Origin of the sequence: Pseudomonas sp. FDAARGOS_761 (assembly GCF_013343155.1) — a bacterium.
In the GTDB taxonomy this organism is placed as follows: Bacteria; Pseudomonadota; Gammaproteobacteria; order Pseudomonadales; family Pseudomonadaceae; genus Pseudomonas; species Pseudomonas aeruginosa.
In genome coordinates this window covers 3144148-3170554 of record NZ_CP054572.1, presented here as the reverse complement: position 1 = coordinate 3170554, position 26407 = coordinate 3144148, and the positions used below count along the sequence as shown (strand labels likewise).

At 68.8% G+C, this 26407-nt stretch carries 21 protein-coding genes and 1 pseudogene; 7 read left to right on the top strand and 15 right to left on the bottom strand.

Features of this window, described 5'->3' with window-relative positions; genetic code table 11:
* Nucleotides 1-45: 45 nt before the first annotated feature.
* Nucleotides 46-891, top strand: a pseudogene (locus FOC67_RS14585) (IS3 family transposase); the annotation flags it as partial.
* Nucleotides 892-931: 40 nt separating this feature from the next.
* Here the strand turns inward: FOC67_RS14585 and FOC67_RS14580 are convergent.
* From FOC67_RS14580 to FOC67_RS14545, 8 genes are all read right to left on the bottom strand, one after another.
* A complete protein-coding gene (locus tag FOC67_RS14580; protein WP_009313957.1) occupies nt 932-2281 on the bottom strand; it encodes a hypothetical protein in 1350 nt (449 codons plus the stop codon).
* On the bottom strand, nt 2278-8574 hold the full coding sequence (locus FOC67_RS14575) for an AAA domain-containing protein (protein ID WP_174707742.1): 6297 nt from the start codon (nt 8572-8574) through the stop codon (nt 2278-2280). Before FOC67_RS14575 ends, FOC67_RS14580 begins: the two co-directional genes overlap by 4 nt.
* A 14-nt stretch (nt 8575-8588) precedes the next feature.
* On the bottom strand, nt 8589-9227 hold the full coding sequence (locus FOC67_RS14570; RefSeq protein WP_003131031.1) for a 4Fe-4S single cluster domain-containing protein: 639 nt from the start codon (nt 9225-9227) through the stop codon (nt 8589-8591).
* 1 nt (nt 9228) lies between these two features.
* On the bottom strand, nt 9229-11112 hold the full coding sequence (locus tag FOC67_RS14565) for an AAA family ATPase (protein WP_003122571.1): 1884 nt from the start codon (nt 11110-11112) through the stop codon (nt 9229-9231).
* A gap of 76 nt (nt 11113-11188) precedes the next feature.
* Nucleotides 11189-11728, bottom strand: a complete 540-nt coding sequence (locus FOC67_RS14560; RefSeq protein ID WP_003099071.1) for a hypothetical protein — start codon at nt 11726-11728, stop codon at nt 11189-11191.
* Between the two features lie 74 nt (nt 11729-11802).
* Nucleotides 11803-12081: a hypothetical protein gene (locus FOC67_RS14555; RefSeq protein WP_009313960.1), complete on the bottom strand. Its 279-nt coding sequence runs from the start codon at nt 12079-12081 to the stop codon at nt 11803-11805.
* Nucleotides 12082-12110: 29 nt separating this feature from the next.
* Entirely contained in the window at nt 12111-12503 is a 393-nt protein-coding gene (locus tag FOC67_RS14550; RefSeq protein WP_003090602.1) for a GFA family protein, read from the bottom strand.
* Between the two features lie 31 nt (nt 12504-12534).
* Nucleotides 12535-13014 (bottom strand): VOC family protein, encoded by a 480-nt coding sequence (locus FOC67_RS14545; RefSeq protein WP_003090600.1) that lies wholly within the window; start codon nt 13012-13014, stop codon nt 12535-12537.
* Between the two features lie 168 nt (nt 13015-13182).
* Between FOC67_RS14545 and FOC67_RS14540 the strand changes: the two genes are divergently transcribed.
* The 3 genes from FOC67_RS14540 (at nt 13183) to FOC67_RS14530 (ending at nt 15727) form a co-directional block, all read left to right on the top strand.
* On the top strand, nt 13183-13722 hold the full coding sequence (locus FOC67_RS14540) for a sigma factor-like helix-turn-helix DNA-binding protein (protein WP_009313961.1): 540 nt from the start codon (nt 13183-13185) through the stop codon (nt 13720-13722).
* Between the two features lie 2 nt (nt 13723-13724).
* The gene (locus tag FOC67_RS14535; RefSeq protein WP_009313962.1) at nt 13725-14660 is read left to right on the top strand and encodes a FecR domain-containing protein; all 936 of its coding nucleotides are present in this window, start codon (nt 13725-13727) and stop codon (nt 14658-14660) included.
* A gap of 428 nt (nt 14661-15088) precedes the next feature.
* On the top strand, nt 15089-15727 hold the full coding sequence (locus tag FOC67_RS14530) for a DUF6348 family protein (protein WP_003090593.1): 639 nt from the start codon (nt 15089-15091) through the stop codon (nt 15725-15727).
* Between the two features lie 205 nt (nt 15728-15932).
* Here the strand turns inward: FOC67_RS14530 and FOC67_RS14525 are convergent, their stop codons facing one another.
* Both FOC67_RS14525 and FOC67_RS14520 read right to left on the bottom strand, forming a co-directional pair.
* Nucleotides 15933-16619, bottom strand: a complete 687-nt coding sequence (locus FOC67_RS14525) for a type 1 glutamine amidotransferase domain-containing protein (RefSeq protein ID WP_003131041.1) — start codon at nt 16617-16619, stop codon at nt 15933-15935.
* 99 nt (nt 16620-16718) lie between these two features.
* Nucleotides 16719-17207, bottom strand: coding sequence for a MerR family transcriptional regulator (locus FOC67_RS14520; protein WP_003110523.1), 489 nt, complete (start codon nt 17205-17207; stop codon nt 16719-16721).
* A gap of 233 nt (nt 17208-17440) precedes the next feature.
* On the opposite strand from FOC67_RS14520, the gene FOC67_RS14515 reads away from it, so the two are divergent.
* Together FOC67_RS14515 and FOC67_RS14510 are read left to right on the top strand one after the other, a co-directional pair.
* Nucleotides 17441-18271 carry an alpha/beta fold hydrolase gene (locus tag FOC67_RS14515; RefSeq protein ID WP_009313963.1) on the top strand — a complete coding sequence of 277 codons (831 nt, stop codon included), beginning with the start codon at nt 17441-17443 and terminating at the stop codon, nt 18269-18271.
* Between the two features lie 126 nt (nt 18272-18397).
* Nucleotides 18398-19633 (top strand): NADH:flavin oxidoreductase/NADH oxidase family protein, encoded by a 1236-nt coding sequence (locus tag FOC67_RS14510; RefSeq protein WP_003122573.1) that lies wholly within the window; start codon nt 18398-18400, stop codon nt 19631-19633.
* 14 nt (nt 19634-19647) lie between these two features.
* On the opposite strand, the gene fdxA is transcribed toward FOC67_RS14510, so the two are convergent.
* Entirely contained in the window at nt 19648-19986 is a 339-nt protein-coding gene (gene fdxA / locus FOC67_RS14505) for a ferredoxin FdxA (protein WP_003090580.1), read from the bottom strand.
* Nucleotides 19987-20002: 16 nt separating this feature from the next.
* Nucleotides 20003-22312, bottom strand: coding sequence for a molybdopterin oxidoreductase family protein (locus FOC67_RS14500; protein WP_009313964.1), 2310 nt, complete (start codon nt 22310-22312; stop codon nt 20003-20005).
* Between the two features lie 353 nt (nt 22313-22665).
* Between FOC67_RS14500 and FOC67_RS14495 the strand changes: the two genes are divergently transcribed.
* Entirely contained in the window at nt 22666-23145 is a 480-nt protein-coding gene (locus FOC67_RS14495; protein ID WP_003090577.1) for a helix-turn-helix domain-containing protein, read from the top strand.
* Between the two features lie 47 nt (nt 23146-23192).
* Here FOC67_RS14495 and FOC67_RS14490 read toward each other — a convergent pair whose 3' ends face one another.
* The 3 genes from FOC67_RS14490 to FOC67_RS14480 form a co-directional block, all read right to left on the bottom strand.
* Entirely contained in the window at nt 23193-24056 is an 864-nt protein-coding gene (locus FOC67_RS14490) for a DMT family transporter (RefSeq protein ID WP_003116695.1), read from the bottom strand.
* Nucleotides 24057-24475: 419 nt separating this feature from the next.
* Entirely contained in the window at nt 24476-25567 is a 1092-nt protein-coding gene (locus FOC67_RS14485) for a polyamine ABC transporter substrate-binding protein (protein ID WP_003090575.1), read from the bottom strand.
* Between the two features lie 198 nt (nt 25568-25765).
* A complete protein-coding gene (locus FOC67_RS14480) occupies nt 25766-26380 on the bottom strand; it encodes a LysE family translocator (protein ID WP_003090574.1) in 615 nt (204 codons plus the stop codon).
* Nucleotides 26381-26407: the final 27 nt, after the last annotated feature.

Sequence of the window (26407 nt, the reverse complement as noted above, 5' to 3'; positions counted from 1 at the left end):
GGACACCGATTTAGGCGAAAATCCTCGCCGTGAGAGAGGTGTCTGATGAGCAAGCAACGACGTACGTTTTCCGCCGAGTTCAAACGAGAGGCCGCGGCCCTGGTGTTGGACCAAGGCTACAGCCATATCGACGCCTGCCGTTCGCTGGGGGTGGTGATTCGGCCTTGCGCCGTTGGGTGAAACAGCTCCAGCAGGAGCGCGATAGCGTGACCCCGAAGAGCAAGACGTTGACGCTTGAGCAGCAAAAGATCCAGGAGCTAGAGGCTCGGATCAACCGGCTGGAGCGGGAGAAAGCGATCCTAAAAAAGGCTACCGCTCTCTTGATGTCGGACGAACTCGATCGTACGCGCTGATCGACCAGTTGAGTGAGCAGGAGTCGGTGGAAGTGGTCTGTTCAGCTTTCGATGTGGCGCGGTCTTGCTACTACGTCCACCGTCTTCGACGTCGTCGGGTCGATGCGCGCCGCGTGGCGCTACGCAGCCAGCTCAACCAGTTGTTCTACCAGAGTCGGGGCTCGGCTGGCAGTCGCAGCATCCTGGGCATGCTGCGCGAAGAGGGCGTCGGTTGATGCGTGAGCTGGGCTTGGTCAGCAAGCAACCGGGCTCGCACGCCTATAGACAGGCCATGTTGAGCGGCCGGATATCCCAAATCGGCTGAACCGCGAGTTCGCGACCGAGCATCCCAATCAGGTGTGGAGTGGCGACATCACCTACATCTGGGCGCAAGGCCGCTGGCATTACCTGGCGGCGATGCTGGATCTGCAGACACGGCGGGTGATCGGCTGGGCGTTCTCGGTCAAGCCGGATGCCGAGCTGGTGATCAAGGCCCTGGACAATGGCCTACGAACAGCGCGGCAAGCCACAGCAGGTGCTGTTCCATTCGGATCAGGGCTGCCCGGATCGAATGCCTCGCCGAGGCGCCAGCCGCCCCTTCACAACCCCCTCTGCCGCACCACCCCCATCTCCCGCTGCTCCTCCTCGCCAATCTCCTTCAACGCCACTTCCCCCACCCCCAGCGCGCGTTCCACGCTGAGTTCGCCGCCCTGGGCGGCGAGCAGGGCCTGGAGGCGTTGGAATTCGCCGCACCAGAGGGTTTCGATGTCGCGGTCGCGCTGGTTGTCGCGGTTGGCGTTGAGGGCGACGGCGCGCAGTTGCAGGCGGCCGTTGTCGGCCTTGCCGCCGACTTCCAGGCCGTAGCCGGGGGTGGCGGGTTTGCGCAGGACGACCCTGCCGGTCTGCGCCCAGGCGGTGGCCATGCCTTCGCGGACTTCGTAGCCGAGGCTGGCGAGGCCCTGGAGCACGGCCTGGCGGCGGGCGAGGGCGGCCTGTTGCTGGAGGTGGGCGGTGAGGATGGCGTTGCATCGCTCGGTGAGTTCGGCGAGTTGCTGCGGATCGCTGTCGGGCTGGCAGGCGGCGGCGCGCTGGAGCAGTTCGGCGTGTTCGGCGGCGCCCAGGGCGGCGACTTCGCTGGCGAGGTCTTGCAGGTGTTCCAGTCGCTGGCGTTGCTGCTGGTGTTCGCGGGCGGCCTGGGCGAGGTCGAGGACCAGGCTGTCGAGCAGCAGGTTGCGGCGCTCCAAGCGCTGTTCGGCTTCGGCGCGGGCCAGTCGCTCGAGGAACGCTTGGGCGCTGGCCTCGCCTTGCAGCAGTTGCAGTTCGGCGATGTGCCGGTCGATGCGCGCCAGGTGCTGTTCGCGCGGGGCGTCCTGTTGCTGGCGGGCGCGCCACTGTTCCAGGGTGATGGGCGCTTCGTCGGTCTTCAGGCGCTGGGCGAGTTCGTGCTGGGCTGCGCTGAGGCGTTCTTCGGTGGGAGCACTGGCGAGGGCGGCTAAGCCTTGGGCGAGCAGGGCTTCCGCGTCGTCGCGGAGGGCGCCGTCGGCCAGCGCTTGCAGGTTTTGCCGGAGTGCGGCGCTGGCGGCATCGGGCCTGGCGTCGAGGGCCTGGAGCAGGGCGCTGGCGTTTTCCTGGAGGCGGCGGTGTTGCTGGCGCGTTTCCGCGGCCTGGCGGATGGCGCGCTCTTCGCGTTCGGTGAGGTCGCGCTTGAGGAATTCGCTTTCGATCTTCACCTGTAGTTGCACGTCCAGCCAGCGTTCCTGTTCGAGCAGGGCGTGCAGGCTGGCGCGGCGGGCGTGGGCGGCGGCGCGCTCGGCGTCGCTGAGCTGGGCGAGCCGGCTGGCCTGGTTTTCCCAGCGCGCGAGGGCCTTGTCCAGGCGTTGCAGGTCGCGCTCGCAGGTGGCGATGGCTTCTTCCCGGGTGACGATTCGTACGACTTTCGGTCCGCTCATTGGGAGGCCTCCGCTGCTGCCGTGGGATGGGTTTCCGCGCTGGGCGCCAGGGCCTTCTCGATGGCGGCGCGCAGCCGTGCGCGTTCGTTGTCGCCGTCGTGGTACCAGCCCTGGGAGGAAACCCGGTGGAGGTGCGGGATCGCCCGTCGCAGCACCGAGGGTCGCCAGATTTCCCGGGCGCGGGCGCGTTCCAGCAGCGGGTGGCAGGGGGCGTCGCATTCGATGCCGATGGCGTAGAGGCCGGTGGCCGGGTTCTCGATGGCGAAGTCGAGGCCGAAGGCGTCGCCTTCGCTGGCGGGCGCGGCGGACCAGCCCAGCGAGCGAATGTACTCGCCGACGATCTCGCTGAAGCCGTCGTGCCGCTGGTAGTGCTGGCGGCGTTGGTCGCTGCGGTCGGTGTGCAGGCGCTCGAGCAGTTGGCCGGTACCGGCGAACTCGCCGGCGGACAGTGCGCGGGCGTATTCCAGGTAGCCTTGCAGGTAGTCGCGCGGGCTGCTCGGCGAGCGCTGGGTGCCGAGCATGTCGGAGATGTCGCCGATCGGCATCGAGGTGATCATCACCACCTTGCGCCGCGCGCGGGTCACCGCCACGTTGAGGCGGCGCTCGCCGCCGGTCTGCCCGAGCACGCCGAAGTTGCGCCGGAAGCTGCCCTGGCCGTTGCGGCCGAAGGTGGAGGAGAAGACGATCACGTCGCGCTCGTCGCCCTGCACGTTCTCCACGTTCTTCACGAACACGCCCATGTCCTCGCCGTCTTCGCTGCGCTCGCGCTCCTCGCTGTAGGCGGCGCGGAACGCCTCGTCCTGCTCGGCGCGCAGTTCCAGGCGCTCCTCGATGAGGTCGGCTTGCTTGCGGTTGAAGGTGACCACGCCCACCGACGGCCGCGCCGTGTAGGGTTGGCGCCAGAGTTCGGCGAGGTAGTCGACGACTCGCTCGGCCTCGCGCTCGTTGCTCTGGTTCTGGTACAGGCCGTTCACCTGGATCAGTTCCAGCGGCTTGATGCGCAGGATGTTGGCCTGCGGATGGCGTACCGGCACGCTCAGGCGGTTGCCGTAGAACGAGGCGTTGGAAAAACCGATCAGCTCGCGGTAGGCCGAGCGGTAGTGGATCTGCAAGGTGGTGCTGGGCAGGGCGTTGCGCGCCAGTTGCAGGAGGTCCGGGCAGTCCTTGATCTCGCGGCGGTTCCAGGTGTCCTCGTAGGCTTCGAGCTGCTCCTCGTCGGCGTCCTCGTCGGGCGCTTCGCCGTCGAACAGCTCGGCCTCGTCGCTTTCCACGCGGCTGGAGAAGAACGCGGTCGGCGGCATCTGCTTCTCGTCGCCGCTGACCACCGTGACCCGCCCGCGATAGAGGGTCGGTAGGGCGAATTCCACCGGCATCTGCGAGGCTTCGTCGTAGATCACCGTGTCGAACAGCCCAGCCTTGAGCGGCAGCACGCGGCTGGCCAGGTCGGGGTTCATCAGCCAGACCGGGCGCAGGCTCATCAGGCCGAGTTCGGCGCCCAGCTCGATGAACTCGCGCAGGCGCCGCGAGCGCTTGCCGGTCAGGCGGGTGACGTCTTCCCACTGCTTGCGGCTGCCCAGGCGCGCGGCGTCGATTCCCTTGCCGAGCAGTTCGCGGTTCAGCGCGCGCATCTGCACGTCGGCTTCGGCGAGGCTGGCGACCCTGGCCCTGGCTTCGTCCTGGCTGAACAGCAGTTCCGGATTGTCTTGTTCCAGGCGCTGCTTCCAGCCCAGCCGCGCTTCGCGATTGAGCATGCGGCGCACCGTGGCTTCGAGTGCTTCGGCGGGAATCGCGTCGAGTCGTTCCTGGCGCTGGCGCAGTAGGGCCAGGAATTCCAGGTCGGTGGCTTCGAGCTGGTTGGCGCGGCCACGGAAGCGCTGGTAGGCGACCAGTTGCGGCAGCGCCTCGCGCAGGCGGCCGAGGGCCGGCAGGTTGCTCTGGTTGCCGGCGATGGCGCGGTGCAGCTGTTCCAGCAGTTCGTCGCCGAGCCAGTCGGCGAGCACCTTCAGTTTGTCCAGGCTGAGCTGGCGAGCGGCCTGGCGGATCAGCGCGGCGTCGAGGTCGCCGAGCAGCGCTTCGAAGCGCTGTTTCTCGCCGGTGAGGATCACTACGTCGAGCTGCTCGGAGCGCGGCGCTTGGGCCAGGCCGCGAGCCAGGGCCTGGATCTCGCGCAGTTGCTGGCTGGCGTGGCCGGCCAGGTTGGCCAGTTCGGGGCCGGCGTCAGCGGCGAGCGCCGCCAGCCCCAGGCTCTGTTGCAGCGCCGCCAGTTGCCGGCGCAGCGGCCGCCACTGGCGCTCCAGGTCGCAGGCGCCGAGGAGGGTGGCCAGGCGGCTGTCGTCGTCGGCCTCGCCGTGCTCGCGCAGGAAGCGCCGCAGGCGGCCGCGCCGCAGCAGGCGCAGCGGGTTGAGCCGAGCCAGCCAGGTGCGTGCCTCGAGCACCTGGCGGGCGTGGGCCTGGAAGCGTTCGAGGTTGTTCTCTTCGAGCATGGCGAGGGCCGGCGACAGCAGCGGCGCATGCCGTTCGAGGTCGAGCTGGCGCAGTTGCCGTTCGATCTGCTCGGCCTCCGCCAACAGGCCGTCGCCACGGCTCGGCTGCCCTGGCGTGGCGTCGCGGAACAGCGGCAGCCAGTGGGCCAGGCGCTGGCGCTGCTCCTCGCGCAAATTCAGCAGGGTACCGACCTGGCTTGCCAGCCAGGCGCGGTAGGGCGTCGGGTCGTCGACCTCGAAGCTCGCCGGGTGTTCGTCGAGGGCTTTCTGCCGGGCCTTCTCCGCTTCGCCGAAGGCGCGCAGGCTGTCGGCGAAGGCTTGCAGGGTGGCCTGGTCGGTGGCGAAGGCGCGCAGTTGCGCCAGCGGGCTGCCTTCATAGTGGGCCGGTAGCCAGAGGCGGACCAGCGGCGCGCAGTTTTCCTCCAGGCGCGCCATGCTGCCGATGTCCAGCGCCGCCAGGCGCTGGCGCAGGGCCGGGAAGTCCAGCGGCGGCGAGCCTTTCTCCAGCTCGATCAGTTCGCCGAGCAGACGCCGGTAGCTCAGCCCGGTGGCCTCGTCCACGCGGTGCAGGCTCTGGTGGTAGCGGTCCAGTTCGCCTTCCAGCGCCTCGATACGCGCCGCCAGGCGCTCGCGCTGGCGCTCCCAGCCCTGGGCGCCGCCGGCGTCGGCGAACAGCGCTTCGAGTTGCTCGCGGATGTTGCGGATCACCGGTTCGCGGTCGCGGTTGACGTCGTTGAGCATGACGATGCGCTGGCCCAGGCCCTCGGCCACCAGGCGCTTGTGCACCACTTCCAGGGCGGCGTGCTTCTGGCAGACGATCAGCAGGCTGCGCTGGCGGCCGATGGCGTCGGCGACCATGTTGACGATGGTCTGGCTCTTGCCGGTACCGGGCGGGCCTTCCACCAGCAGCCCCGGGCTCTGCCGGGCCTGCAACACGGCGGCCTCCTGGGACGGGTCGCTGGCCACGGTGAAGTAGCGCTGCAACTCCGGCGGGCTCTCGCGGGCTTCCGGCTCGCCGTTCTCGCGCAGGCGCAGCGCGGTCTCCAGGCCGGTGCCGGAGGGCGGCAGGCTCTTCAACTGGCGCAGGTCCTCGCCGATCGCTTGGCCCATGAAGGTGACGTGGAACAGCACCGCGGCGCAGGCCAGTTGGTCCTGGTAGGGCGTGACCTCGGTGGAACTCGGCGGCAATCCTTCCAGCACCCGCCCGCGCGGGGTGGCGAGCAGGCCGAAGGCATCCATCACGTCGGCGGCGCGCAGCGCGGAGCGGCCGAGCAGTTCGTCGGCGACCTTGCGCCAGCGCTTGCACGGCTCGGGGCCGAGCAGGCTTTCCAGGGCCGGGTTGAGGCGCACTTCCTCGCGCTCGCCGTCGAAGGCCAGCGCCACCTGGCCGCGGCTGCCGACTTCCAGTTGCAGCTTCAGCGGCCACAGCAGCAGCGGCACGATGCGCGTGCGGGTGGTGCCGCGCGGGTCGCGGTTGAGCAGGAAGGGGAAGCCCAGGTAGAGCCCGTCGATGCCGGTGTCGCGCTTGTACAGCGAGCTTTGCCGGGACAGCGCGTTGAGCCGCACTTCCAGTTGCGGGTTGGCGAGGAAGCTGTCCGGGTCGAGGCTCACCGCGCGGGCGTTGCGTTGCAGCAGGTGGTCGAGCAGGGCGGCGGCGGGGCGTCGCGCGCTGTGCAGTTCGTTGAGGTCGATGCGTGGGGTGCTCTTGCCGATGCTCATGCGCACCAGCGGCCCGCGCATCACCGCGGCGACCACTTTCTTCTCGAAGAAATCGAGGATCTGCGACACGTACTGCTGCTTCTGCGGTTCCAGCCACTGTTCCGGCGGGATCGCCAGCAGCACCAGGACCCTCGCCAACGGCATGCGCCGCTCCAGGCGGAACTGCTCGGCCCATTCGTCGACCCTGGGCACGCCGCTGCGGGCGAAGCCGCTGATGCGTTCGTCGACGCGGCGGTACAGCTCCTGCCGCGAGTGCTGCAACAGGCCGCGCGCGGTCTCCGCGTCGAACAGGTGCACATCGGCGTCGCGGGCCAGGCCGGCGGCTTCCTCGACGATCGCCTCGGCGGCACGGAACTGGCCGATGTTGGCGCTGAGCAGGACGATCAGGTCTTCCTCGGCGATCACCCGGCGCTCGGCCAGGGCCAGCAGGCCGGGGTGCTCGGTGTCCGGCAGGAGGCGCTGGCGCTCCTGCCACTGCGCGGCGAGGCGCGCCCGCGAGGTCGACAGCAGGTAGATGCGCAACTGTTCTTCGGCGAGTTCGATGTGCTGGTGCAGGGCGCGCTGGCGGACGTTCTCGGCGCGGGTCTTGAGCCGCGACAGCCAGCTTTCGGTGTGCAACTGTTCGAGCAGGTCGGGGACCGAGCCGCTGATCAGCCGGTAGCCCTCCAGCGGATGCTCCAGCAGCCAGCCGGGGGTGACGATCTCGCCGCGCTGGATCAGCGGGATTTCCGGGTTCAGCAGCTTGAGCGCCAGCATCAGCCGGAAGTCGTCCTCCAGCCCCTCATGCTGGGCCACCTGGCGCAGGCCGGCGAGCAGCCTGGGCGACAGGCCGATGTGCTCGGCCCAGGTGACGATCGCCCCGCGCAGCAGGTGGTCGAGGGCCTCCGCCCAGTGCTCGGCCTGGGCCGCGGCCAGGGCGAAGACCGTTGGCTTGCGGAAGCGCCGGGCGCCGAGGGCGATGCTGGCGCCTTCGGCGTCGTCCTTTTCGCTGTCCGCCGAGGCCGGCGCGTCCACCGCCTCGCCGTTCAGCCAGGCCTGTACCTGCGGCCACTGCCAGCGCTGGTGGCGGTCGCGTGCAAGCAGGCCGCGCAGCAGCAGGTGCAACTGCGGGTCGAGGTCGTCGGGCAGCGCTACGCCGTTGGCCAGCACGTGGATCAGGAAGGCGTTGGCGTTGACTCCTTCGAAGCAGGCGCCGCGGGTCAACTGCTCCAGCAGGATCATGCCCAGGCTCCACCAGTCGGAAGCCGCCGCCACGCCGCCGGCGATCGCCTCGGGGGCCATGTAGCGGCTGGTCTCCAGCGGCGAGACGATATCCAGGTCGAACTCCGACAGGCGCGCCGAGCCGAAGCCGCTGATCACCAGGTCCAGCGGCTCGTGGCTGCGCACCAGCAGGCTGGCCGGGCGCAGGTCGCGGTGGCGCAGGCCGGCTTCGTTGAACACGTGCAGGGCGTGGCCCAGCTCGCGGACCACGTGGCGCACCGCCTCGCGGTCCTCCAGCACGGTGCCGAGGTCGGCGAGGCTGCCGCCGGTGAGTTCCTCGACCACTTCGTAGGCGCGCTCGTCCCAGCGGCCGGTGGCGAGGATTTCCGGTACGTGTTCGCGCGGCAGGCGGCGGATCACGTCGTAGATCGCCGGGTCCGGCTCGGCGCCCGGGCGATACAGGGTGAGCACCGCCTGGCGGGCGCTTTCCGCATGTTCGGCTAGGTAGCGCTCGCGCACGCCGTCGCTGCTGGCGATCTGCCGCAGCAGGCGCCAGCCGTCGATCAGGGTTTCCGTGACGGCGGGCTGCGGCGTGGCCTCGGCCTGCATCGGCAGCGGGCCTTCGGCCGGCGCGGCGCCGCACTCCAGGCACATCAGGTCGCCGGGTTGCAGCGGGTGGCCGTTGGCGCAGAGCGGGGCGGACGCCGTTGGCGGCTCGCTGGCGGGCGGCGCGATGGCTTCCTGGGTCAGCACCGGCTGTGGTCGCCAGCCGGCGGGATGGATGGCTTCGGCGGAAAGGTCCCAGCCGCAGGGCTGGCCCTGGATCGAGCCTTCGCAGAAGATTTCCGAAAGCGAGCGTTCGCTCTGGCAGTTGGGGCAGAAACGTATCATCGGTATCGATCCATTCAGCGCGGCCGATGGGCGCTGACGCTAAGTTGGTGGCCCTGTTCGCGCAGCAGGTCCTGTAGCCGCAGCAGGTCGTCGCGGCGCGGGATGCCGGCCATCCACACGCTGCCGTCATGGTCGAACATCAGGTCGAGGGCCTTGTCGTCTTCGCGCAGTGGCCGCTGGTAGCCGCCAAGGCGCGAGCGGCCGAGGTCGGTGAGCAGGCTCAGGCGCTGGTTGTCGCTGCCGCGCAGGGCCAGGCTCTGTTCGGCGTGCTGTTGGTAGGGGTCGCTGATCAGCGCGTCGATCAGCCCGGCGGCCTGTTCCAGTTGCGCGTGCAGATGCTCCAGCGGGTAGCCGCTGTAGACCAGGATGTCGGCGCGGCTGCGCTGGCGCAGTTCGCCGAGCAGGGCGAGGAGGGCAGCGAACTGCTCGAAGGGTTCACCGCCGGAGACGGTGATGCCCTCGGCCTGCTCCAGCCATGGCTGGATGTCGGCGAGCAGGCGTGCCAGGGCGATGCGCCGCTGGCCCGGCCCCCAGGTATCGGCGGAGATGCAGCCGGGGCAGCGGATGCTACAGCCCTGGAACCAGATGCCCAGGCGCCGTCCCGGGCCCAGGGTGGTCACCGGGAAATGCACCCGCGACAGGCTCAGTTCCATCTCAGCGGCGTTCCAGGGTCAGGCCGTCGGCGTCCAGGGCGCTGATCAGGAAGCGCTCGCCCGGCTGCGCGTCCTGGTCGAACAGCGCCCGCGACAACGGGTTGAGCAGGCGCGCTTCGAGCTGGTTGCGGATGCCGCGGCCGCCGTTGGACAGGTCGCCCAGGCAGAGGTCGTGCAGCGCCTGGCGCGGCGCCTCGGCCAGTTCGATGACGAGGCGCTGCTCGCGGAGGTCGGCGAAGGTGCCGTCGACCATTTGGGTGAAGATCTGCTCGGCGACGTCGGCGCGGATGAAGTCGAAGACGATGATGTTCTCGCCGATCCGGTTGAGGATTTCCGGGCGGTTGAGAACCAGCTTGAAGTAGCGCTCGATCTCGCCGTGGACCTTGCCCTGCACCGCCTCGAAGGGCTCGCCGGGGAGCACGTTGGCGACCCGTTCGCCGTTCTCCCCCTGGCGGTAGATGCCCAGGTTCGAGGTGAACACGATCAGCGCCTCGGAGAAGTACACGCGATCGCCGCGCCCGGAGGTGAGCACGCCGTCGTCGAGGATCTGCAGGAACTTGTCGAGGATCCGGGGGTGGGCTTTCTCGATCTCGTCGAAGAGCACCACGCTGAAGGGTTTTTCGCGGATCGCGTTGGTCAGTTCGCCGCCGACGTCGTAGCCGACGTAGCCGGGCGGCGCGCCGATCAGGCGCTGGTCGGCATGCTCGGCGCTGAACTCGGACATGTCGAAGCGGATGTAGGCGCTCTCGTCGCCGAACAGCAGGCTGGTGACGGTCTTCGCCAGCTCGGTCTTGCCGACCCCGGTGGGCCCGGCGAGGAAGGCCACGCCGCGCGGGCGGTTGCCCTTGCGGCTGGCGCCGACCCCGGTCATCGCGCGCTTGACGATGTCCAGCATGTGGGTCACCGCGTGCTGCTGGCCCTTGACCCGGCGGCGGACGATCTCGTCGGCCTGGCGGATGCGCTGGCGGTCGATCTTCAACCAGGGGTCTTCGGTGACGCCGACCTTGTAGCGGCGCACGGCGTCGGCGATGCGTTCCATGGCCAGGCCTTCCACGCGCGCCAACTGGACGATGGCGTTGAGATCGAGGAGCAGCAGGCCTTCGGTGTTCTCGACGAAGGTTGCGGCGGCCTGTTGCAGGGCCTCCTCGGCGACGCCCGCGCCGCCGAGCCCGCGGAGCAGCGCCGGGGCCAGGGCCCGGCGCGCCGGCTGGTCGGGCTTCGACACCGGGATATGGCGCAGGCGCGGGTTGTCCACCAGCAGCCAGTCGGGCAGGTCGCCTTCCTTTTCCACCACCCACAGCACGCTGTTGAAGAACGGTTTGCGCTGTTCCCCGGCGGGACGGCTGCGGGCCTGGTGGGAGAGCACCAGGGCCTGGGTGAACAACTGATGCTCGGCGGCGCTCAGGGCGTCGTTGCGCACCGCCAGGCGCGAGGCGAAGTCGACGATCAGGGCGATCGGCTCGCCGCTACGGTTGACCAGGCGTTGCAGGGTCGCGCCGAGCAGGTCGATGCCGGCCGGCGCGGCGCCGTCCACCGGGGTCAGGCCGAGGTCGAGAAGCACCTGCGGAGTGGCCCCCGCCTCGCTGCCCGGCCGGCCGAGCACGCGGAACCCGGCCAGCGGATCCCAGGCCAGCACCTGGGTGTAGCCGGCGTCCAGCAGGGCGTCGCAGAGGGTCTGGTTGAAGCTCTGCGCGGTGACCGTACCCGGCACCACTTCGCAGGCTTGCAGGTCGCGGATGTTCCCGGAGAGGACGAATTGACTCTTGAGGGGCAGGAAGCGCAGGAGGTCGCGCAACCAGCGTGGCTTTTCGAACAGTGCAGTCCCTGGCATCGATAGTCGCTCACAGCGTGTGTCGTGGCCACAGCATATTGCCCCGAGGGCCATGTCTCCAACCCTGACCTCGCCGGAGGCGACGAAAACCGCTACGAGTTCCGGGTGCCAGGCTTGGCGGAGCGCCTGCTCAACCGTCGTAGCTCCGGCAGCCCCAGCGGAACGCCTGCGCCGCCGCCTCGATCCCGCGGCCGATCACCAGGCGCGGCGGGCTTTCGTCGAGGCCGGGACGCGGCGGCAACGGACGGCTGTAGAGCACCTCCAGCTCGCCGAAACCATCCAGCGCGGCGCGTTCCGCCGGGTGCGGCGTCGCGCCCTGGCGCCGGGCGAAGTCTTCGAGGTCGCCCTCGGCGTAGGCCATCACCAGCACGCCGCTGTCGCCGCGTACCCGCACCGCGTTCACCAGGCTGCCGTCGATGCGCAGCGGGGTGGCGAAGCGGTAGAGCAGGTCGAGGGTCTCGCCGGGCGCGCGATCCAGCACTTCGACGCCCTCGGCGCGCAGGCGCTCGGCGGTTGCGCGGTCGCGGCCGTCGGGGAAGTCGCCGCGGCAGTGCAGGGCATCGGCGAACAGCGCGGTCAGGTTCGGTGCTGGCGGGGCAGGGGACGTGCAGGCGGCCGGCAGGAGCAGCGCCAGGCCGGCGGCGAGACGGAGCAGGTAGGGGCGGGTCATGTAGCCTTCCGTTGGCGGACAGTGCGGTGGGAGAAATTGCCAGCAGACGCTTCCGCGATACTGGCGGCCGGCGCTCAGAGCAGTACGGGCAGCGCGTCTTCGCCCAGCCCCGCTTCCCTCAATCGAGCCCTGGCCCTGGCGGTCGCGCGCACGGCGTCGAGGTCGCAGCCGCGAGGAATATAGACCGGATCGAAGCCTTCGAGCACCAGGTAGGTGGAGGCCTGGCCGCGGGCATTCAGGCAGGCGTTGAAAGCCTGGTCGGCCGGGCGCAGAAAGACATCGCACCAGTACGGCAAGCGCTGCGCGAACAGCGCCTTGGCGATCTCCAGGTGCTCTTCGAACAGTTCGTCCATGCTGCCTCCCTTCTCCTGGCGGAATAACGTCACTCTTCGCTACGGCCGTCGCCTTCGCGATCCCTTTCATAGTGCCGTGCCAGCGGAAACGCCGGCAACCAGCCCTCGCGGCGGATGGTCCAGAGTTCGTAGGTGGGCTGGAACTGGTCGGGAGCGTCGAGGGCGCCGAGGCTGACCTCGATCTCGTCGGCGCTGCGCGAGAACACCGACGAGCCGCACTGCGGACAGAAGAAACGCCCGGCGTAGTCGCGGGTCTCGCCCTCGATGCTCACCGCCTCCTCGGGGAAGATCGCCGAAGCGTGGAACAACGCGCCGTGGTGCTTGCGGCAGTCGAGGCAGTGGCAGAGGCCGACCCGATAGGGCTGGCCGCTCGCCACCAGGCGGACCTTGCCGCAGAGGCAGCCGCCGGTGAATCGATCCATTTCGGTACTCCTCTGCAAGGCGTTGGGGCGCTCAGCCCTTGAAGGCCTTCTCTATGGTGGCGATATCGATCCTGCCCATCGTCATCATCGCCTCGAAGGCGCGCCTGGCCGCCGCGCGGTCGGGGCTGGCGATGGCTTCGCTGAGAACCCGCGGGGTGATCTGCCAGGAGATGCCCCATTTGTCGCGGCACCAGCCGCAGGCGCTTTCCTCGCCGCCATTGTCGACGATGGCGTTCCACAGGCGGTCGGTCTCGGCCTGGTCGTCGGTGGCGACCTGGAAGGAGAACGCTTCGCTGTGGCGGAAGGCCGGGCCGCCGTTGAGGCCGAGGCAGGGAATGCCCATCACCCGGAACTCCACCGTCAGCACGTCACCCTCCTTGCCGGAAGGGTAGTCGCCGGGCGCACGATGGACAGCCAGCACGGCGCTGTCAGGAAATGTCTCGGCGTAGAAGGTCGCGGCCTCCAGGGCGGCACTGTCGTACCAGAGGCAGATGGTGTTCTTGCTGATCATGGCTGGGTCTCCATGGGCGGGGGCGACCGTGGAAGTCTAGACCTGCGGGCGTTTCGAGCCGTGCTGGGTGCCGAACGGTGGCGCTGCCGGGCGATCGCATGCGCAGTTGCAGTTCCGCTTCGGGCGTAAATAGAATGAGACTCATTATCATAAGTGTCGTGGACTGCCATGCTCCCTCCCGCCAGCCCCCATCCACCGCAAGAAGAACGGCCAGCGTGCCCGACGGCCTCGATAGGCAAACCCCGCGTCGAGCATGGGAGCCGGCTCCGGCAATGGCTTCGCCTGTGCCTGGGCAATGCCCAGGATGCCGCCGATTTCGCCCACGGCACCTTCGTGCGCGTGTTCGCCTCGCGTAGCGCCGAGGCCCTCCGCGAACAGTGCTGCTACCTGAGCGCGAGCGTCCGGGCGCTGATGAGCGACAGCTTCCGCCGCTGCGCCACCGAGCAGGCCTATCTGGACAGCCTGGCCGCGCGGCCGGAGCCGCTGGACATTCCAGCGCAAACGCGACTGTCGATCCTGGAGACCCTGACTGCCATCGACCTCGCCCTCGACGGCATGGGCGAGCGTACCCGCCAGGTGTTCCTCGCGGTACAGCTCGAAGGGCTTACCTACAGGTCGGCCGGCGAGCGCCTGGGCGTCTCGATGACCACCGTGGAGAACCACATGGTTCGCGCCATGACCCGCTGCCTGTTGCTCTGCAAGGACTGACCATGGAACTGGAGATCGAGGTGCTGGAGGCCGCCGCCACCTGGTACGTGCGCTTCGGCGCGGAACCGCCGAACGATGGCGAGCGCCAGGCCTGGCGCGAATGGCTGGAGGCCGACCCGCGACACCGTCGGGCCTGGGAGCGTATCGAGCGCTTGCAGGGCCAATGGGCGGTGCTGCCGGTGGAGACCTCCCTGCACACGCTGGCAGGCGTGCGTGCGCGGCGCCGAGCGCTGCTCAAGACGCTCGCCCTGCTGGCCTGCGCCGCGGGTAGCGGCTGGCTGGCGAGCGGCGGCCTGTCTTACCGTGCGCTCCTCGCCGGGGAGCGCACGGGCGTCGGCGAACGTCGCCAACTGCGCCTGGCGGACGGTACCCGGGTCGACCTGAGCAGCGCCACCGCGCTGGACCTGGCCTACGACGAAAGCCTGCGCCAGGCGTACCTGTGGCGGGGCGAGATCCTCATGGAAAGCGCGCAGAGCGCTCGCCCGTTCCTCGTGCACACCGCACAAGGCAGCGTGCGCGCGCTGGGAACCCGTTTCAGCGTGCGTTGCGAGGGGCCGCGCACGCGCGTTTGTGTCCTCAGCCATGCAGTGGAGCTACGCCCGTTGCAAACGCCGACCCGGCCGATGCGCCTGCCAGCCGGCCAGCAGGCTCTCTTCGACGAGCGACGCGGCTACTCGTCGACGCCCTTGCGCGAAGGCGAAGGCAGTTGGACGCAGGGCGTGCTGACGGTGGTGGACTGGCCGCTGGGCGAGTTCATCGCCGAGCTGTCCCGCTATCGCGCCGGGGTGTTGCGCTGCGCCGCCGAGGTGGCGGAGCTGCGCCTTTCCGGCGCCTACCGCCTGGACCGGATCGACGCGGTCCTGCAGAACCTGGGCAAGTCGCTGCCTGTGCGCGTGCGCTACCTGACGCGTTACTGGGTCACCGTCGAGTCGGTCTGAAGGACAGACGCAGAACAACGTCGCGGGCTTGCCGATGGTCATTCTTGTTCGGCCAACACATGAAGCAGCCGCGGACGTTGCCAAACAGGAAAATCTGATGTCGCATTCCCTTCCGGGTTCCTGCGCACTACGTCCGGCTCATAGTTACCGATGCGTTTCCCTGCCTATGCACCCGAGTTCTCGGCCAGGGCCTGGGAGGGGGCTTCGGCCCGACCTGTCCCACGCCTGCGCCAGACCAGCCAGGTGGACGAGGCCCCGCTCGCAGCAGCGACGGCAGGAGGGCTCTTGGCTGTCGCTGCGCCAGCGTGGCGAAGCTGGCGGCGCCGAGGATTCCGATCTGCGCTACCCTATGCCGCGTTTCGCCCGGCCTCGCCGGGCTTTCCGGGCAGCGCCTCGGCGGCGCGCCCTCGACCATGCAAGGACAACCCATGGAAGCGGTCTCCGTCTCGCAGCATCTGGCTGCTCTGTTCGAATCCCACCGGATCGAGTGCGTCGTGCACGGCGAATGGGTGGCGCCAGCCGGGCGGCTACCGGCGATCCGCGCCACCTGGTATGCGGGGGAGAAGACCGGGCGGCTGGATGTCGACGTGCTGCTGGAGGACGAGCGCCAGTTGCAGGAAGCCTTCGCCGGCATCGGCAGCGGCGAGGACGGCTTGCAGGACGCGTTGCGTAACTTCGCCTCCAACTCTTTCCACGTGCTGCTTTCCGCGCTCTGGGGCCAGGCCGAGGAGGACCAGGTGATGGTGGAGACCTGGGAGATCGGCGAGCGGCGTTTCGAGGTGCATATCGGCAACCTCGGCCTGCGCGGCGCCGAAGGCAAGGCGCCGCCGCTGCCGGCCGGGCTGTTCCCGAGCATCGAGCGGGCGATTCGCGCCGAGCCGCTGGACGCGCGCCTGCACTGGTTCCGGCATTTCTTCTGTGCCTTCGGCAACCAGCGCACGGTGGAGGCGCTGTTCGACAACCAGCCGTGGGAGGCCGGCATGCAGAACCTGGCCGCTCTCGACTGGCAGGATTCGCAGGGTTACTACAGCGTGCGCAACTTCCTCATGCTCAAGCCGCTGGCGTAGGCCGCCGCGTCGCGCAGCCCGCAAGGCGTCGATGGCGGCTCCATTCCTGTCAGGTCGCCCTTCGACGAGTTCGACCCCTACCACACGACCAGCACTGCGACGATCCTGCGGCCCCTGGCCGACGGCACGATGCAGATGTCGTTCTTCATCGGCAAGCGGCGCCACGACTTCCAGATGAGGCGCGCGCAGGACTGACGCGCCGCGTTCAGCCGAGCAGGGCGGCCACCTGCTCGGCCGTGGCCTTGGCCGACTGCGGGTTCTGCCCGGTGACCAGGCGGCCGTCGACCACCACCTTGCTGGTGAACGGCAGCAGGCTTCTTTCGTAGAGCGCGCCGCGTCGTTTCATTTCTTCCTCGACGTTGTACGGCACCTTGCGGGCGACCCCGGCGAGCACTTCCTCGATCCAGGAGTAGCCGGTCAGGCGGCGCCCGGCGACCAGCAGGCGGCCATCGTCCAGGCGTGTGTTGAGCAGGCCGCAATAGCCGTGGCAGACCGACGAGACGATGCCGCCGCGCTGGTAGATCTCGCGGGTCAGGCGCTGCAGCCCGGCGTCGTCGGGGAAGTCCCACATCACGCCGTGGCCGCCGGTGAAATAGATGGCGTCGAACGCCTCCGCGTCGACCTGTTCGGGGGCGGCGGTGTCGGCCAGCAGCGCCAGGCGCGCCTCGTCGGCCAGCCAGGCCTTGGCGCTGGCGTCGGCGTGGGGCCAGCCGAGGGCGCGCGGCTCCAGCGGCGACTCGCCGCCGCGGGGGCTGACCAGGCGTTGCTGGTAGCCCCGGGCGGCGAAGATCTCGTAGGCATGGGTCAACTCCGACAGCCACAGCCCGGTGGGCTGGGTCGGATCGGCATAGTGGGCGACGTTGGTGACGACGTGCAGGATGCGCTTGGTCATTGCGTTGACCTTCCTCGGTGAGTGATCCCTTCGGCAGCCGGTTTCGGCAGGCTGTTCGGGTGGGTTGGCGTCACTCTAAGATTCAAGTCGACTTCAAGGTCAAGCGTCGGAAAGCCGCTGCTCCGCCGGCGTGGAAGAGGCCCCTCGCGAGCGGGTTTGCCGTGGACGCCCGACCGTCTGTGGAGGGCCTTCCTCGCGCAGGCGCTCCAGCACGCGCTGGGTGTTTTCCGTGCACTGCAGGCCGTCCGGCTTGTTCTCGATGCTTTCGATGGCCACCAGCAATTGCGCCTTGTTCTGTTCCAGGCGTCGTTGCAGGGCCTCGATCTCGGCCACCTTGCGGCGCAAGCCTTCGAGCAGCTCGCCGTGCTGCCAGGCGCCGTCGCCGCTCGGCAGCAGGCGAGCGATCTCCTCCAGGGAGAAGCCGGCGCCCTGGGCGCCGGTGACCAACTCCAGGATCCACACGGTATCTGCCGCGTAGTCGCGGTAGCCGTTGGCCTTGCGCTGCGAGCGGATCAGGCCGCTGGCCTCGTAGAAGCGGATGCGCGATGTCGCCAGGCCGGTGAGCTTGGCCAGTTCGCCGATTTTCATGTCACACCTCGAAACGCGTTGACCTTCAAGCCTACTTCAAGCCTAGGGTGGTTTCACGGCCGGGCGACGAACTCGCCTCCATCGACGGGTTCGCCAGGCCGCATGGGCGCTACCGCCGGTCGCGTTTTCCTCGTCCAGGCGGCGCAACGCAGGCGGCTTTCTACTCTACACAGGGGTACGGCGGCCGCAGGGTGGCGCCGTTGCCTGCATCCACACCGATCGGGAGAAGCGACATGGGTTACGTGACAACGAAGGATGGCGTCGAACTCTTCTACAAGGACGGGGGGCCGCGCGACGCCCAGGTGATCTACTTCCATCATGGCTGGCCACTGAGTTCCGACGACTGGGATGCGCAGATGCTGTTCTTCCTCGCCGAGGGCTTTCGCGTAGTGGCCCACGACCGCCGTGGCCACGGTCGTTCCAGCCAGGTCTGGGACGGCCATGACATGGACCACTACGCCGACGACGTGGCGGCGGTGGTCGAGCGCCTCGGGGTGCGCGGGGCGATCCATGTCGGCCATTCCACCGGCGGCGGCGAGGTCGTCCACTACATCGCCCGCTATCCCGACGACCCGGTGCCGAAGGCGGCGATCATCAGCGCGGTACCGCCGCTGATGGTGAAGACCGAGGGCAATCCGGGCGGCCTGCCGAAGAGCGTCTTCGACGATCTCCAGGCGCAGCTCGCGGCCAATCGCGCGCAGTTCTACCAGGACATTCCCGCCGGCCCGTTCTATGGCTACAACCGTCCCGGGGCGCAGCCCTCGGAAGGGATCGTCCGCAACTGGTGGCGGCAGGGCATGATGGGCGGCGCCAAGGCCCACTACGATGGGATCGTGGCCTTTTCCCAGACCGACTTCAGCGATGACCTGAAGCGCATCGACATCCCGGTGCTGGTGATGCATGGCGACGACGACCAGATCGTGCCCTACGAGAATTCCGGCGTACTCTCGGCGAAGCTGTTGCGCAACGGCACGCTGAAGATCTATCCGGGGTTCCCGCACGGCATGCCGACCACCCAGGCCGAGGTGATCAACGCCGACCTGCTGGCCTTCATCCGCGGCTGAGCGCGCCGGGTGCCGGGGCGCGCTCCCGGCACCCGGTCGGGGCTCAGGCGGCGCGGAAAAAAAAGCGTTGACCTTGAAGTCGACTTCAATCTTATCGTCGGGCCACTGTCCTCATGAGGTAGGCCCATGAACCTGTTCGATACGCTGACGCTTCCCAACGGCTCGACCATTCCCAATCGCCTCGCCAAGGCCGCCATGGAGGAGAACATGGCCGATGCCGCGCAGGCCCCCTCCGAACGCCTGATGCGCCTCTACCAGGCCTGGGCAGACGGCGGCGCCGGGCTGCTGATCAGCGGTAACGTGATGGTCGACAGCCGTGCCATGACCGGCCCCGGCGGGGTGGTCCTGGAAAACGACGCGCAACTGGAGAAATTCCGCCGCTGGGCGCGCATCGGGCGTTCCGCCGGCGCGCAGTTCTGGTTGCAGATCAACCATCCCGGCCGGCAGATGCAGGCCAATCTCGGCCAGCAGGCCTGGGCGCCCTCGGCGGTGCCGCTGGAACTGGGCGGGATGTCCAGGCACTTCGCTACGCCGAAGGCGATGGACGAGGCGATGATCGCCGAGGTGATCCAGCGGTTCGCCCGCAGCGCCGGCCTGGCCGAGCGGGCCGGCTTCAGCGGGGTGGAGATCCATGCCGCCCACGGTTACCTGCTCAGCCAGTTCCTCTCGCCGCTGAGCAACCGCCGCAGCGACGCCTGGGGCGGCTCCCTGGAGAATCGCGCGCGCCTGCTGCTGGAGATCGTCCGGGCGGTGCGCGCCGAGGTTGCCCCTGGCTTCGCGGTGGCGGTGAAGCTGAATTCCGCCGATTTCCAGCGCGGCGGCTTCAGCGCCGACGATGCCCGCGAGGTGGTACGGATGCTCGATGGCCTGGGCATCGACCTGGTCGAGCTGTCGGGCGGCAGCTACGAGGCGCCGGCCATGCAGGGCGAAGCGCGCGACGGGCGGACCCTGGCCCGCGAGGCCTACTTCGTCGAGTTCGCCCGCGACATCCGCGCGGCGGCGCGGATGCCGGTAATGGTCACGGGCGGCATCCGCCGGCGGCCGGTGGCCGAGCAGGTGCTGGCTAGCGGGGTGGACATGGTCGGCATCGGCACGGCGCTGGCGATCGAGCCGAACCTGCCGCGCGACTGGCGCGCCGGCAAGGACTCGGCGCCGCAGTTGCGGCCGATAACCTGGAAGAACAAACCCCTGGCCTCGCTGGCGAACATGGCCGCGGTGAAGTTCCAGCTGCGCAAGCTGAGCCGGGGCAGGGCGACCAACCCACGGGTGTCGCCGCTGTGCGCGCTGCTCGCGCAGCAGGCCGGCGCGCTCCTGCAGACCCGCCGTTACCGGCGGCTCATGCGTTCGCGCGCCGAAGCCTGAGCGCCGTCAGCGCCTCAGGCGCCGTTGCGGTCGAGTTCGGCCAGCTTGCCCGGCAGGCCGAACCAGGCGTCGTGGTCGTCGGGCGCCGGCTTCTTGCGGGTGATCTGCGTCCAGTTGGGATGCGCGGCGAGTTCGCCATTGAGGGCGATGAACTGCCGTTGCCCGAGCGGCACCTCGTCCTCGGCGCGAATCGCGGCGACCGGGCATTCCGGCTCGCAGAGCGCGCAGTCGATGCATTCATCGGGGTGGATGACGAGGAAGTTGGGGCCTTCGTAGAAGCAGTCCACGGGACAGACTTCCACGCAGTCGGTGTGTTTGCAGCGGATGCATTCTTCCAGCACGACGAAGGTCATGATCGTCCTCCCTGGCTCAGGCGTTCGTAGCGGCGGGCGTCGCCAGCCGTTCCAGGCGCGCCGGCACGTACTTGTGCCAGGGCGTGCCGGCGAGGAAGTCGCGCTGGGTGCAGTCGGTCACCTCGTTGGGCGCCACGCCCCGGCGCACCACCTCGCCCTCGGCGTTGCGGTAGTCCAGGCCCTGGCCGTTGGGCAGGGAAATATTGCCCGGCTGCATCATGTCGCTGATCTCCACTTCCGCCTCGACGTCGCCGCGGCGGGTCACCACGCGCAGCACCTCGCCGTCGGCGCAGCCCAGCGCCTCGGCGTCCTGCGGGCTGATGCGCAGGGTGCCGTAGCGCCCGCGGCGGTGCCAGCCGGTGTCGCGCACGGCGGTATTGCTGGTGTCGCTGCGCCGCTCGCCGGCGGCGAGGATGAACGGGTAGGCCGGATCGTGGGGTGGCGCGCTGTGGGCGAGCTTGGCCAGTTCCGGCAACAGTTCGGGGATGTGCAGGTTGATCCGCTGTTCGGGACGGGCGACGGCCTGCCAGCTTTCGGCGTAGGTGGTTTCGGCGAAGACCACCCCGGACGGGTTGTCGAGCATGGCCTGGAACAGGCGGTCGGCGGCCAGCGGCGGCAACCCGTCGAAGCCGGCGCGGGCAGCGGTCTTGCGGTTGTTCAGCACGTGCAGTTGGCAGATGCCCCAGATCGCCGCGGCCGCTTCCATGCCGGCGGGCAGGGTCGGGCCGAGGGTACGGTAGAGCAGGACCGGCGCGTATTTCATGACCTTGGGGCGGGTCGCCGCGGCGGCGAGGAAAGCCGCCGAGAACGCCTTGCGCCCGAGCTTCAGGGCCAGGCGCAACGGCCGGTAGTCTTTCTCGCCGAGCACGCCCATGGCTTCCAGCAGGCGGGCGTGGATCTCCGCTTCCGGCAGGGTGCCGGGGCGCGCCGGGAACAGCGGCGCGCGCAGATGGAAGGCGTTGCGCGGGAATTCCAGGTTGAAGAAGGTCGCCTCGGCCTTTTCGAACTGGCTCGCCGCCGGCAACACATAGTCGGCGTGGCGCGCGGTCTCGGTCATGGCCACGTCGATCACCACCGACAGCTCCAGGGCGCGCATGGCTTCGCGCATGCGCTGGCTATCGGCCAGCGAATGCAGCGGGTTGCCGGTCTCCACCAGCATGGCGCGATAGCGCTTGGGATGGTCGGTGAGGATTTCCTCTGGAATCACGTTGCAGGGAATCAGGCCGATGATGATCTTGGCATTGGCCACCGGGCTGCGCTTCTCGACGCGTGGCGCGCCCTTCTTGCCCATCGAGGTATCGCCCTTGCTGGCCTTGGACAGCGAGAGGAAGGGCACGAAGGCGTTGCTGGTGCCGGGGCGCCCGTAATGGCCGGTGAGCAACCAGACCAGGCGTTGCAGGTAGCTGCCGAGGGTCGAGTGCAGGTTCATCTGCATGCCCAGGTCTTCCAGCGCCGATACGCTGCTGGCGCTGGCGATACGCCGGGCGGCGGCGCGCAGCTTGTCTTCCGCCACCCCGCAGGTCTCGGCGCAGTAGGCCACCGGGATGGCGTTCAGTTCGTCGACGATGTGCTCGTAGCCGCTGGTGTGTTCGGCCAGCCAGTCGCGCGCCAGCAGCCCGTCCTGGACGATGATCCCGACCAGCGCCGCCAGGCACCAGGCGTCGGTGCCCGGACGGATCTGCAGGTGGAAGTCGGCCAGGGCGGCGGTTTCGCTCAGGCGCGGGTCGATCACGATGATCGAGCGTGCGGGGTCCTTGGCCATGGCGTTGAGCAGCAGGCGGGCGCGGGCGAAACCATGGGATTGCCAGGGATTCTTGCCGATCAGGATGGCCACCTCGCAATGCTCGAAGTCGCCGTGCACGCCGGTACCGAACATCTTGCCCTGGACCCAGAACTCGCCGGTCTTTTCCTGGGCCAGGGCGTTGGAGCGGTACTTCACCCCGAGGGCCTTCAGCGTGCTGTCGCCGTAGGCGCCGCCGAGGTGGTTGCCCTGCGCGCCGCCGCCGTAGTAGAGGATGCTTTCGCCGCCATGCCTGCGCTTGATGGCGAGGAACTTCTCCGCCACCTCGCGGATCGCCGTGTCCCAGTCGATGGCTTCGTAGCTGCCATCGGGGCGCCGGCGCATCGGCGTGTCCAGGCGGTCGGCGCCGTTCTGGTAGTAGTCCATGCGCTGCGATTTCTCGCAGACGTAGCCCTGCGAGGCGGGGTGGTCGTCATCGCCGCGGATCTTGCTGATGCGGCCATTCTCGGTCTGCACTTCCAGCCCGCAGTTGAGGCTGCAGAGGATACAGGCGGTCTTCTTCCATTGCGGGGACGGCGTAGTCACGGTGTGTTCCTCGTTGTTGTCGTTGCCGGCGCAACCTGGGGCGCACCCCAGCCGTGCGGGCTTCGTTCTTTCGGGACTGCCTGACGCTGTGCTGCAAGGACGACGCGCGGGCGGCACACGGAACCCCGTCGTATCGGCCTTTCCCTCTCATGCTCGACGCTTCTACAGTTCCGAATCGGAACTTACTATGCGGGCGCTGATATGGGACCCGTCCGTAGTGCTGGTTTGTCCGATCCTGGCAGGAGCGCGCCGGGTCCATGACCTTTTCGGCCGGATACTAAGTTCCAATTTGGAACTGGTCAAGCTCCGAAGCGGCCCCCTAGAATGGACGGAGGTTTTTCCGGGAGAACCCCATGAAATGGCAAGAAGTCGGCGAAACGCCCTGTTCGATGGCGCGCAGCCTGGCGATCCTCGGCGACCGCTGGACGCTGCTGATCCTGCGCAACTGCTTTCTCGGCATGCGCCGCTTCGATGAGTTCCAGGCCAGCCTCGGGGTCACCCGTCAGGTACTGGCCGACCGCCTGAGCCGGCTGGTGGAGGCGGGCGCGCTGAAGAAGGTGCCTTACCAGGAGCGACCGCCGCGCTACGAATACCGCCTCACCGAGATGGGCCACGACCTGCATCCGGTGCTGCTGGCCCTGGCCAATTGGGGCGACCGCTGGCTCGACGAGGGCCGCGGCGCTCCGGTGGAGTATGTGCACAAGGCCTGTGGCCACAAGTTCCGGCCGACCATGGTCTGCCCGGAGTGCGGCGAGCCGGTGGGGTCGCGCGATGTGACGGCGGTGCCGGGGCCGGGGTTCGCGGCGATGGCTGGCAAGCTCGCGCAGAACTGAATCCGCGCGCACTCTGCCATGGGCGGGCCGCGACCCGCTCGGTTCGCTCAGCCGGCCTTGCGGAAGACGAACATTAGCCCCACCACGATCAGCCCCATGCCCAGCAGGCTGAGCCAGCCGAGGCGGTTGCCGAAGACCATGAAGTCCATGATCGCGGTCACCGCCGGCACCAGGTAGAACAGGCTGGTGACGTTGACCAGGTTGCCCTGGGCGATCAGCCGGTAGAGCAGCAGGGTCGCGCCCACCGAGACCACGACGCCCATCCATAGCGCGGGGACCAGGAAGCCGGCGTTCCATTCGAACTCGAACGGCTGGAAGGGCACGAACGCCAGGCACAGGCCGAGGCCGGCGAGGTACTGCAGGGGCAGGGTGCCCAGCGGGTTCTCGCGGATGCCCTTCTGCATGATCGAGCCGCCGGTGACGCCGGCCAGCGCCAGCAGTGCGCAGAGGATGCCGGCCGTGGACATCCCGGCCAGACCGATGCCCTGGTAGACCACCAGCACCAGGCCGGCCAGGCCCAGCAGCAGGCCGAACAGGCGCGCCGGCGACTGCCGGCGTTCGAGGATGACGGCGGTGAGGATCGGTTGCACGCCGAGGATGGTCGCCATCATGCCGGGAGTGACCTGCAGCTTCAGCGAGAAGATATAGAAGATCGGATAGACCCCCAGCATCACCAGGCCGGTGAGCAGGGCCTTGCCGCGCTCACGCGCGCTGCGCGGCGTGCGCAGCCTGAGCAGCGGGGCGAGCGGCAGCAGGCAGGCGAGGGCGATGCCGAAGCGGAACACCAGGAAGGCGAACGGCGAGGAATGCGCCAGGCCCCATTTCGAGGCGATGGCCCCGCTGCTCCAGAGCAGGACGAAGAGGCTGGTGCTGGCCAGGCCGGCCAGTGCGGATTTGTTCAGTGCAAACATGGATCTGCCACCTTGTAGTCGGGCATGCCGCGGGCTCGGGCCGGCGGCGGACGGCACGCCTCGGCAGCGGATGGCGCTGCTTGCGGCGGGCTGTGGAAGGGCGTTGGGGCGCTACCGCGCTCGTCAGGGACTGACGCCCGGCGGCGGGCAGGCGGCCGAACCGGGAGGGGGAGGCGGAGGCGAGGCGACTACAGGAGGGGAAACGCAGCCCAGGCTGGCGCACGGCTGGAGCGCGCCGACCTCGCCGGTGGCTACCGGAAGGGCGGGGAGCGAGCTGTGCGAGCGCTGGTTCATGGAGGCTATCCGGTCGATGGAGACAACGAGAGGGACTATAGCGGGCCGTCCGGGATTTGACGAGCCTGTGGGCGAGCCTTGCGCTAAAACGCCAGCCCGGCGACAAACCGGGCCGGCGCCGGGCTTCACTTGCCGGTCTTCACCGTGTTCCAGGTGCGCGTGCGCACGCGGTCGATCTTCTGCGGCATGGATTCCAGGGCGAACAGCTTGGCCATCTTCTCCTGCGGCGGGTAGATCGCCGGATCGGCCTTGATCTCGGCGTCCACCAGCGGGTCGGCGGCCAGGTTGCCGTTGGCGTAGTGCACATGGTTGCTGATCGCCGCCATCACCTCGGGACGCAGCAGGTAGTTCATGAAGGCGTAGCCGGCCTTCTCGTCGGGCGCGTCGACCGGCATCGAGACCATGTCGAACCACAGCGGCGAGCCTTCCTTCGGCGTCGAGTAGCGCACTTCCACGCCGTTGTTGGCCTCCTTGGCGCGGGTCGCGGCCTGCAGGATGTCGCCGGAGAAACCGACCACCATGCAGATCTCGCCGTTGGCCAGGTCGCTGACGTACTTCGAGGAGTGGAAGTAGCGGATGTACGGGCGCACCTTCAGCAGCGCCGCCTGGGCCTGCTTGTAGTCGTCGGCCTTCTGGCTGTGGTGTGGCAGGCCGAGGTAGTTGAGGGTGATGGGCAGCAGCTCGGGGCCGTTGTCCAGCACCGCCACCCCGCACTTGCTCAGTTTCTGCATGTATTCGGGCTTGAAGAAGATATCCCAGGAGTCCAGCGGCGCGTCGTCGCCGAGCACCGCCTTGATCTTCGCCGGGTTGTAGCCGATGCCGGTGGTGCCCCAGAGGTAGGGGAAGCCGTACTGGTTGCCCGGATCGTTGACCTCCAGGGCCTTGAGCAGCACCGGGTTGAGGTTCTTCCAGTTGGGCAGCTGGGACTTGTCCAGCTTCTTCAGGGCGCCGGCCTGGATCTGCTTGGCCATGAAGTGGTTCGACGGGAATACCACGTCGTAGCCGGATTGGCCGGTCATCAGCTTGCCGTCGAGGGTCTCGTTGCTGTCGTAGACGTCGTAGGTGGCCTGGATGCCGGTTTCCTTGGCGAAGTTCGCCACGGTTTCGGGAGCGATGTATTCGGACCAGTTGTAGATCTTCAGGTTGTCCGCGGCGAGGGTTGCGCCGCTGCCGCAAGCGAGGGCGAGGAGGGTGAGGGAAGCGATGCGGGTCTTCATTGTTGTAGGTGTCCTGTCGGCTGACGACAGCGTCGGCGACGGACTGGTTCGCCGCCGGCGCTCAGGGGGCGCCGGCAACGCTGGCCGGCACCCGGGTTTTATCCCGCGTTGCCGGAAGCGAGGAAAGGGGCGGCTTTTACCTGCGGGCCCGCAGACAGGCGCCGGCACCGCAGCGGGGCGTCGCTCCGCCCGCGTGCCTCAACTCAGGGCGACCTTGACCCCGAGGGCGATCAGCAGGCCGCCGAGCAGCTTGTCCACCACCCCCTGGGCCCTGGCCAGGCCACGGCGCACCACCGCGCTCTGGATCAGCACCACCAGCAGCGGCCACCAGAGTGCGGCGAGGCCGACGATGATGCCGGCGTACCAGAGCTTCTCGGCGAAGCTGGAGTCCAGGCTCAGCACCTGGGTGAACACGGCGAGGAAGAACAGCGTGGCCTTGGGGTTGAGCAGGTTGCACAGGTAGCCCTGGAGGAAGGCGCTCCAGTGGCCGACGCGCTGCACGCCGCCGACCGCCAGGTCGAGCGTGCCGCCGCCGCGCGAGCGCAGGGCCTGGATGCCGATCCAGATCAGGTAGACCGCGCCGGTGTACTTCAGCGCGTTGAACAGCCACGGCGTGGTGGTGATCAGCACCGCCAGGCCGGCGACGCAGTAGGCCATGTGGGTGGCCACGCCGAGGATCACCCCCAGCGAGGTCATCATCGCCGCCGAGCGCTGGTAGCGCGCCGCGTTGCGGATGATCAGGAAGAAGTCCGGGCCGGGCGAGAGCATGCCCAGGGTGGCGAGGGTGGCTACGAAGAGCGAGGTTTCCAGCATGATTCGATACGCCTGGCGCAAGGCGGC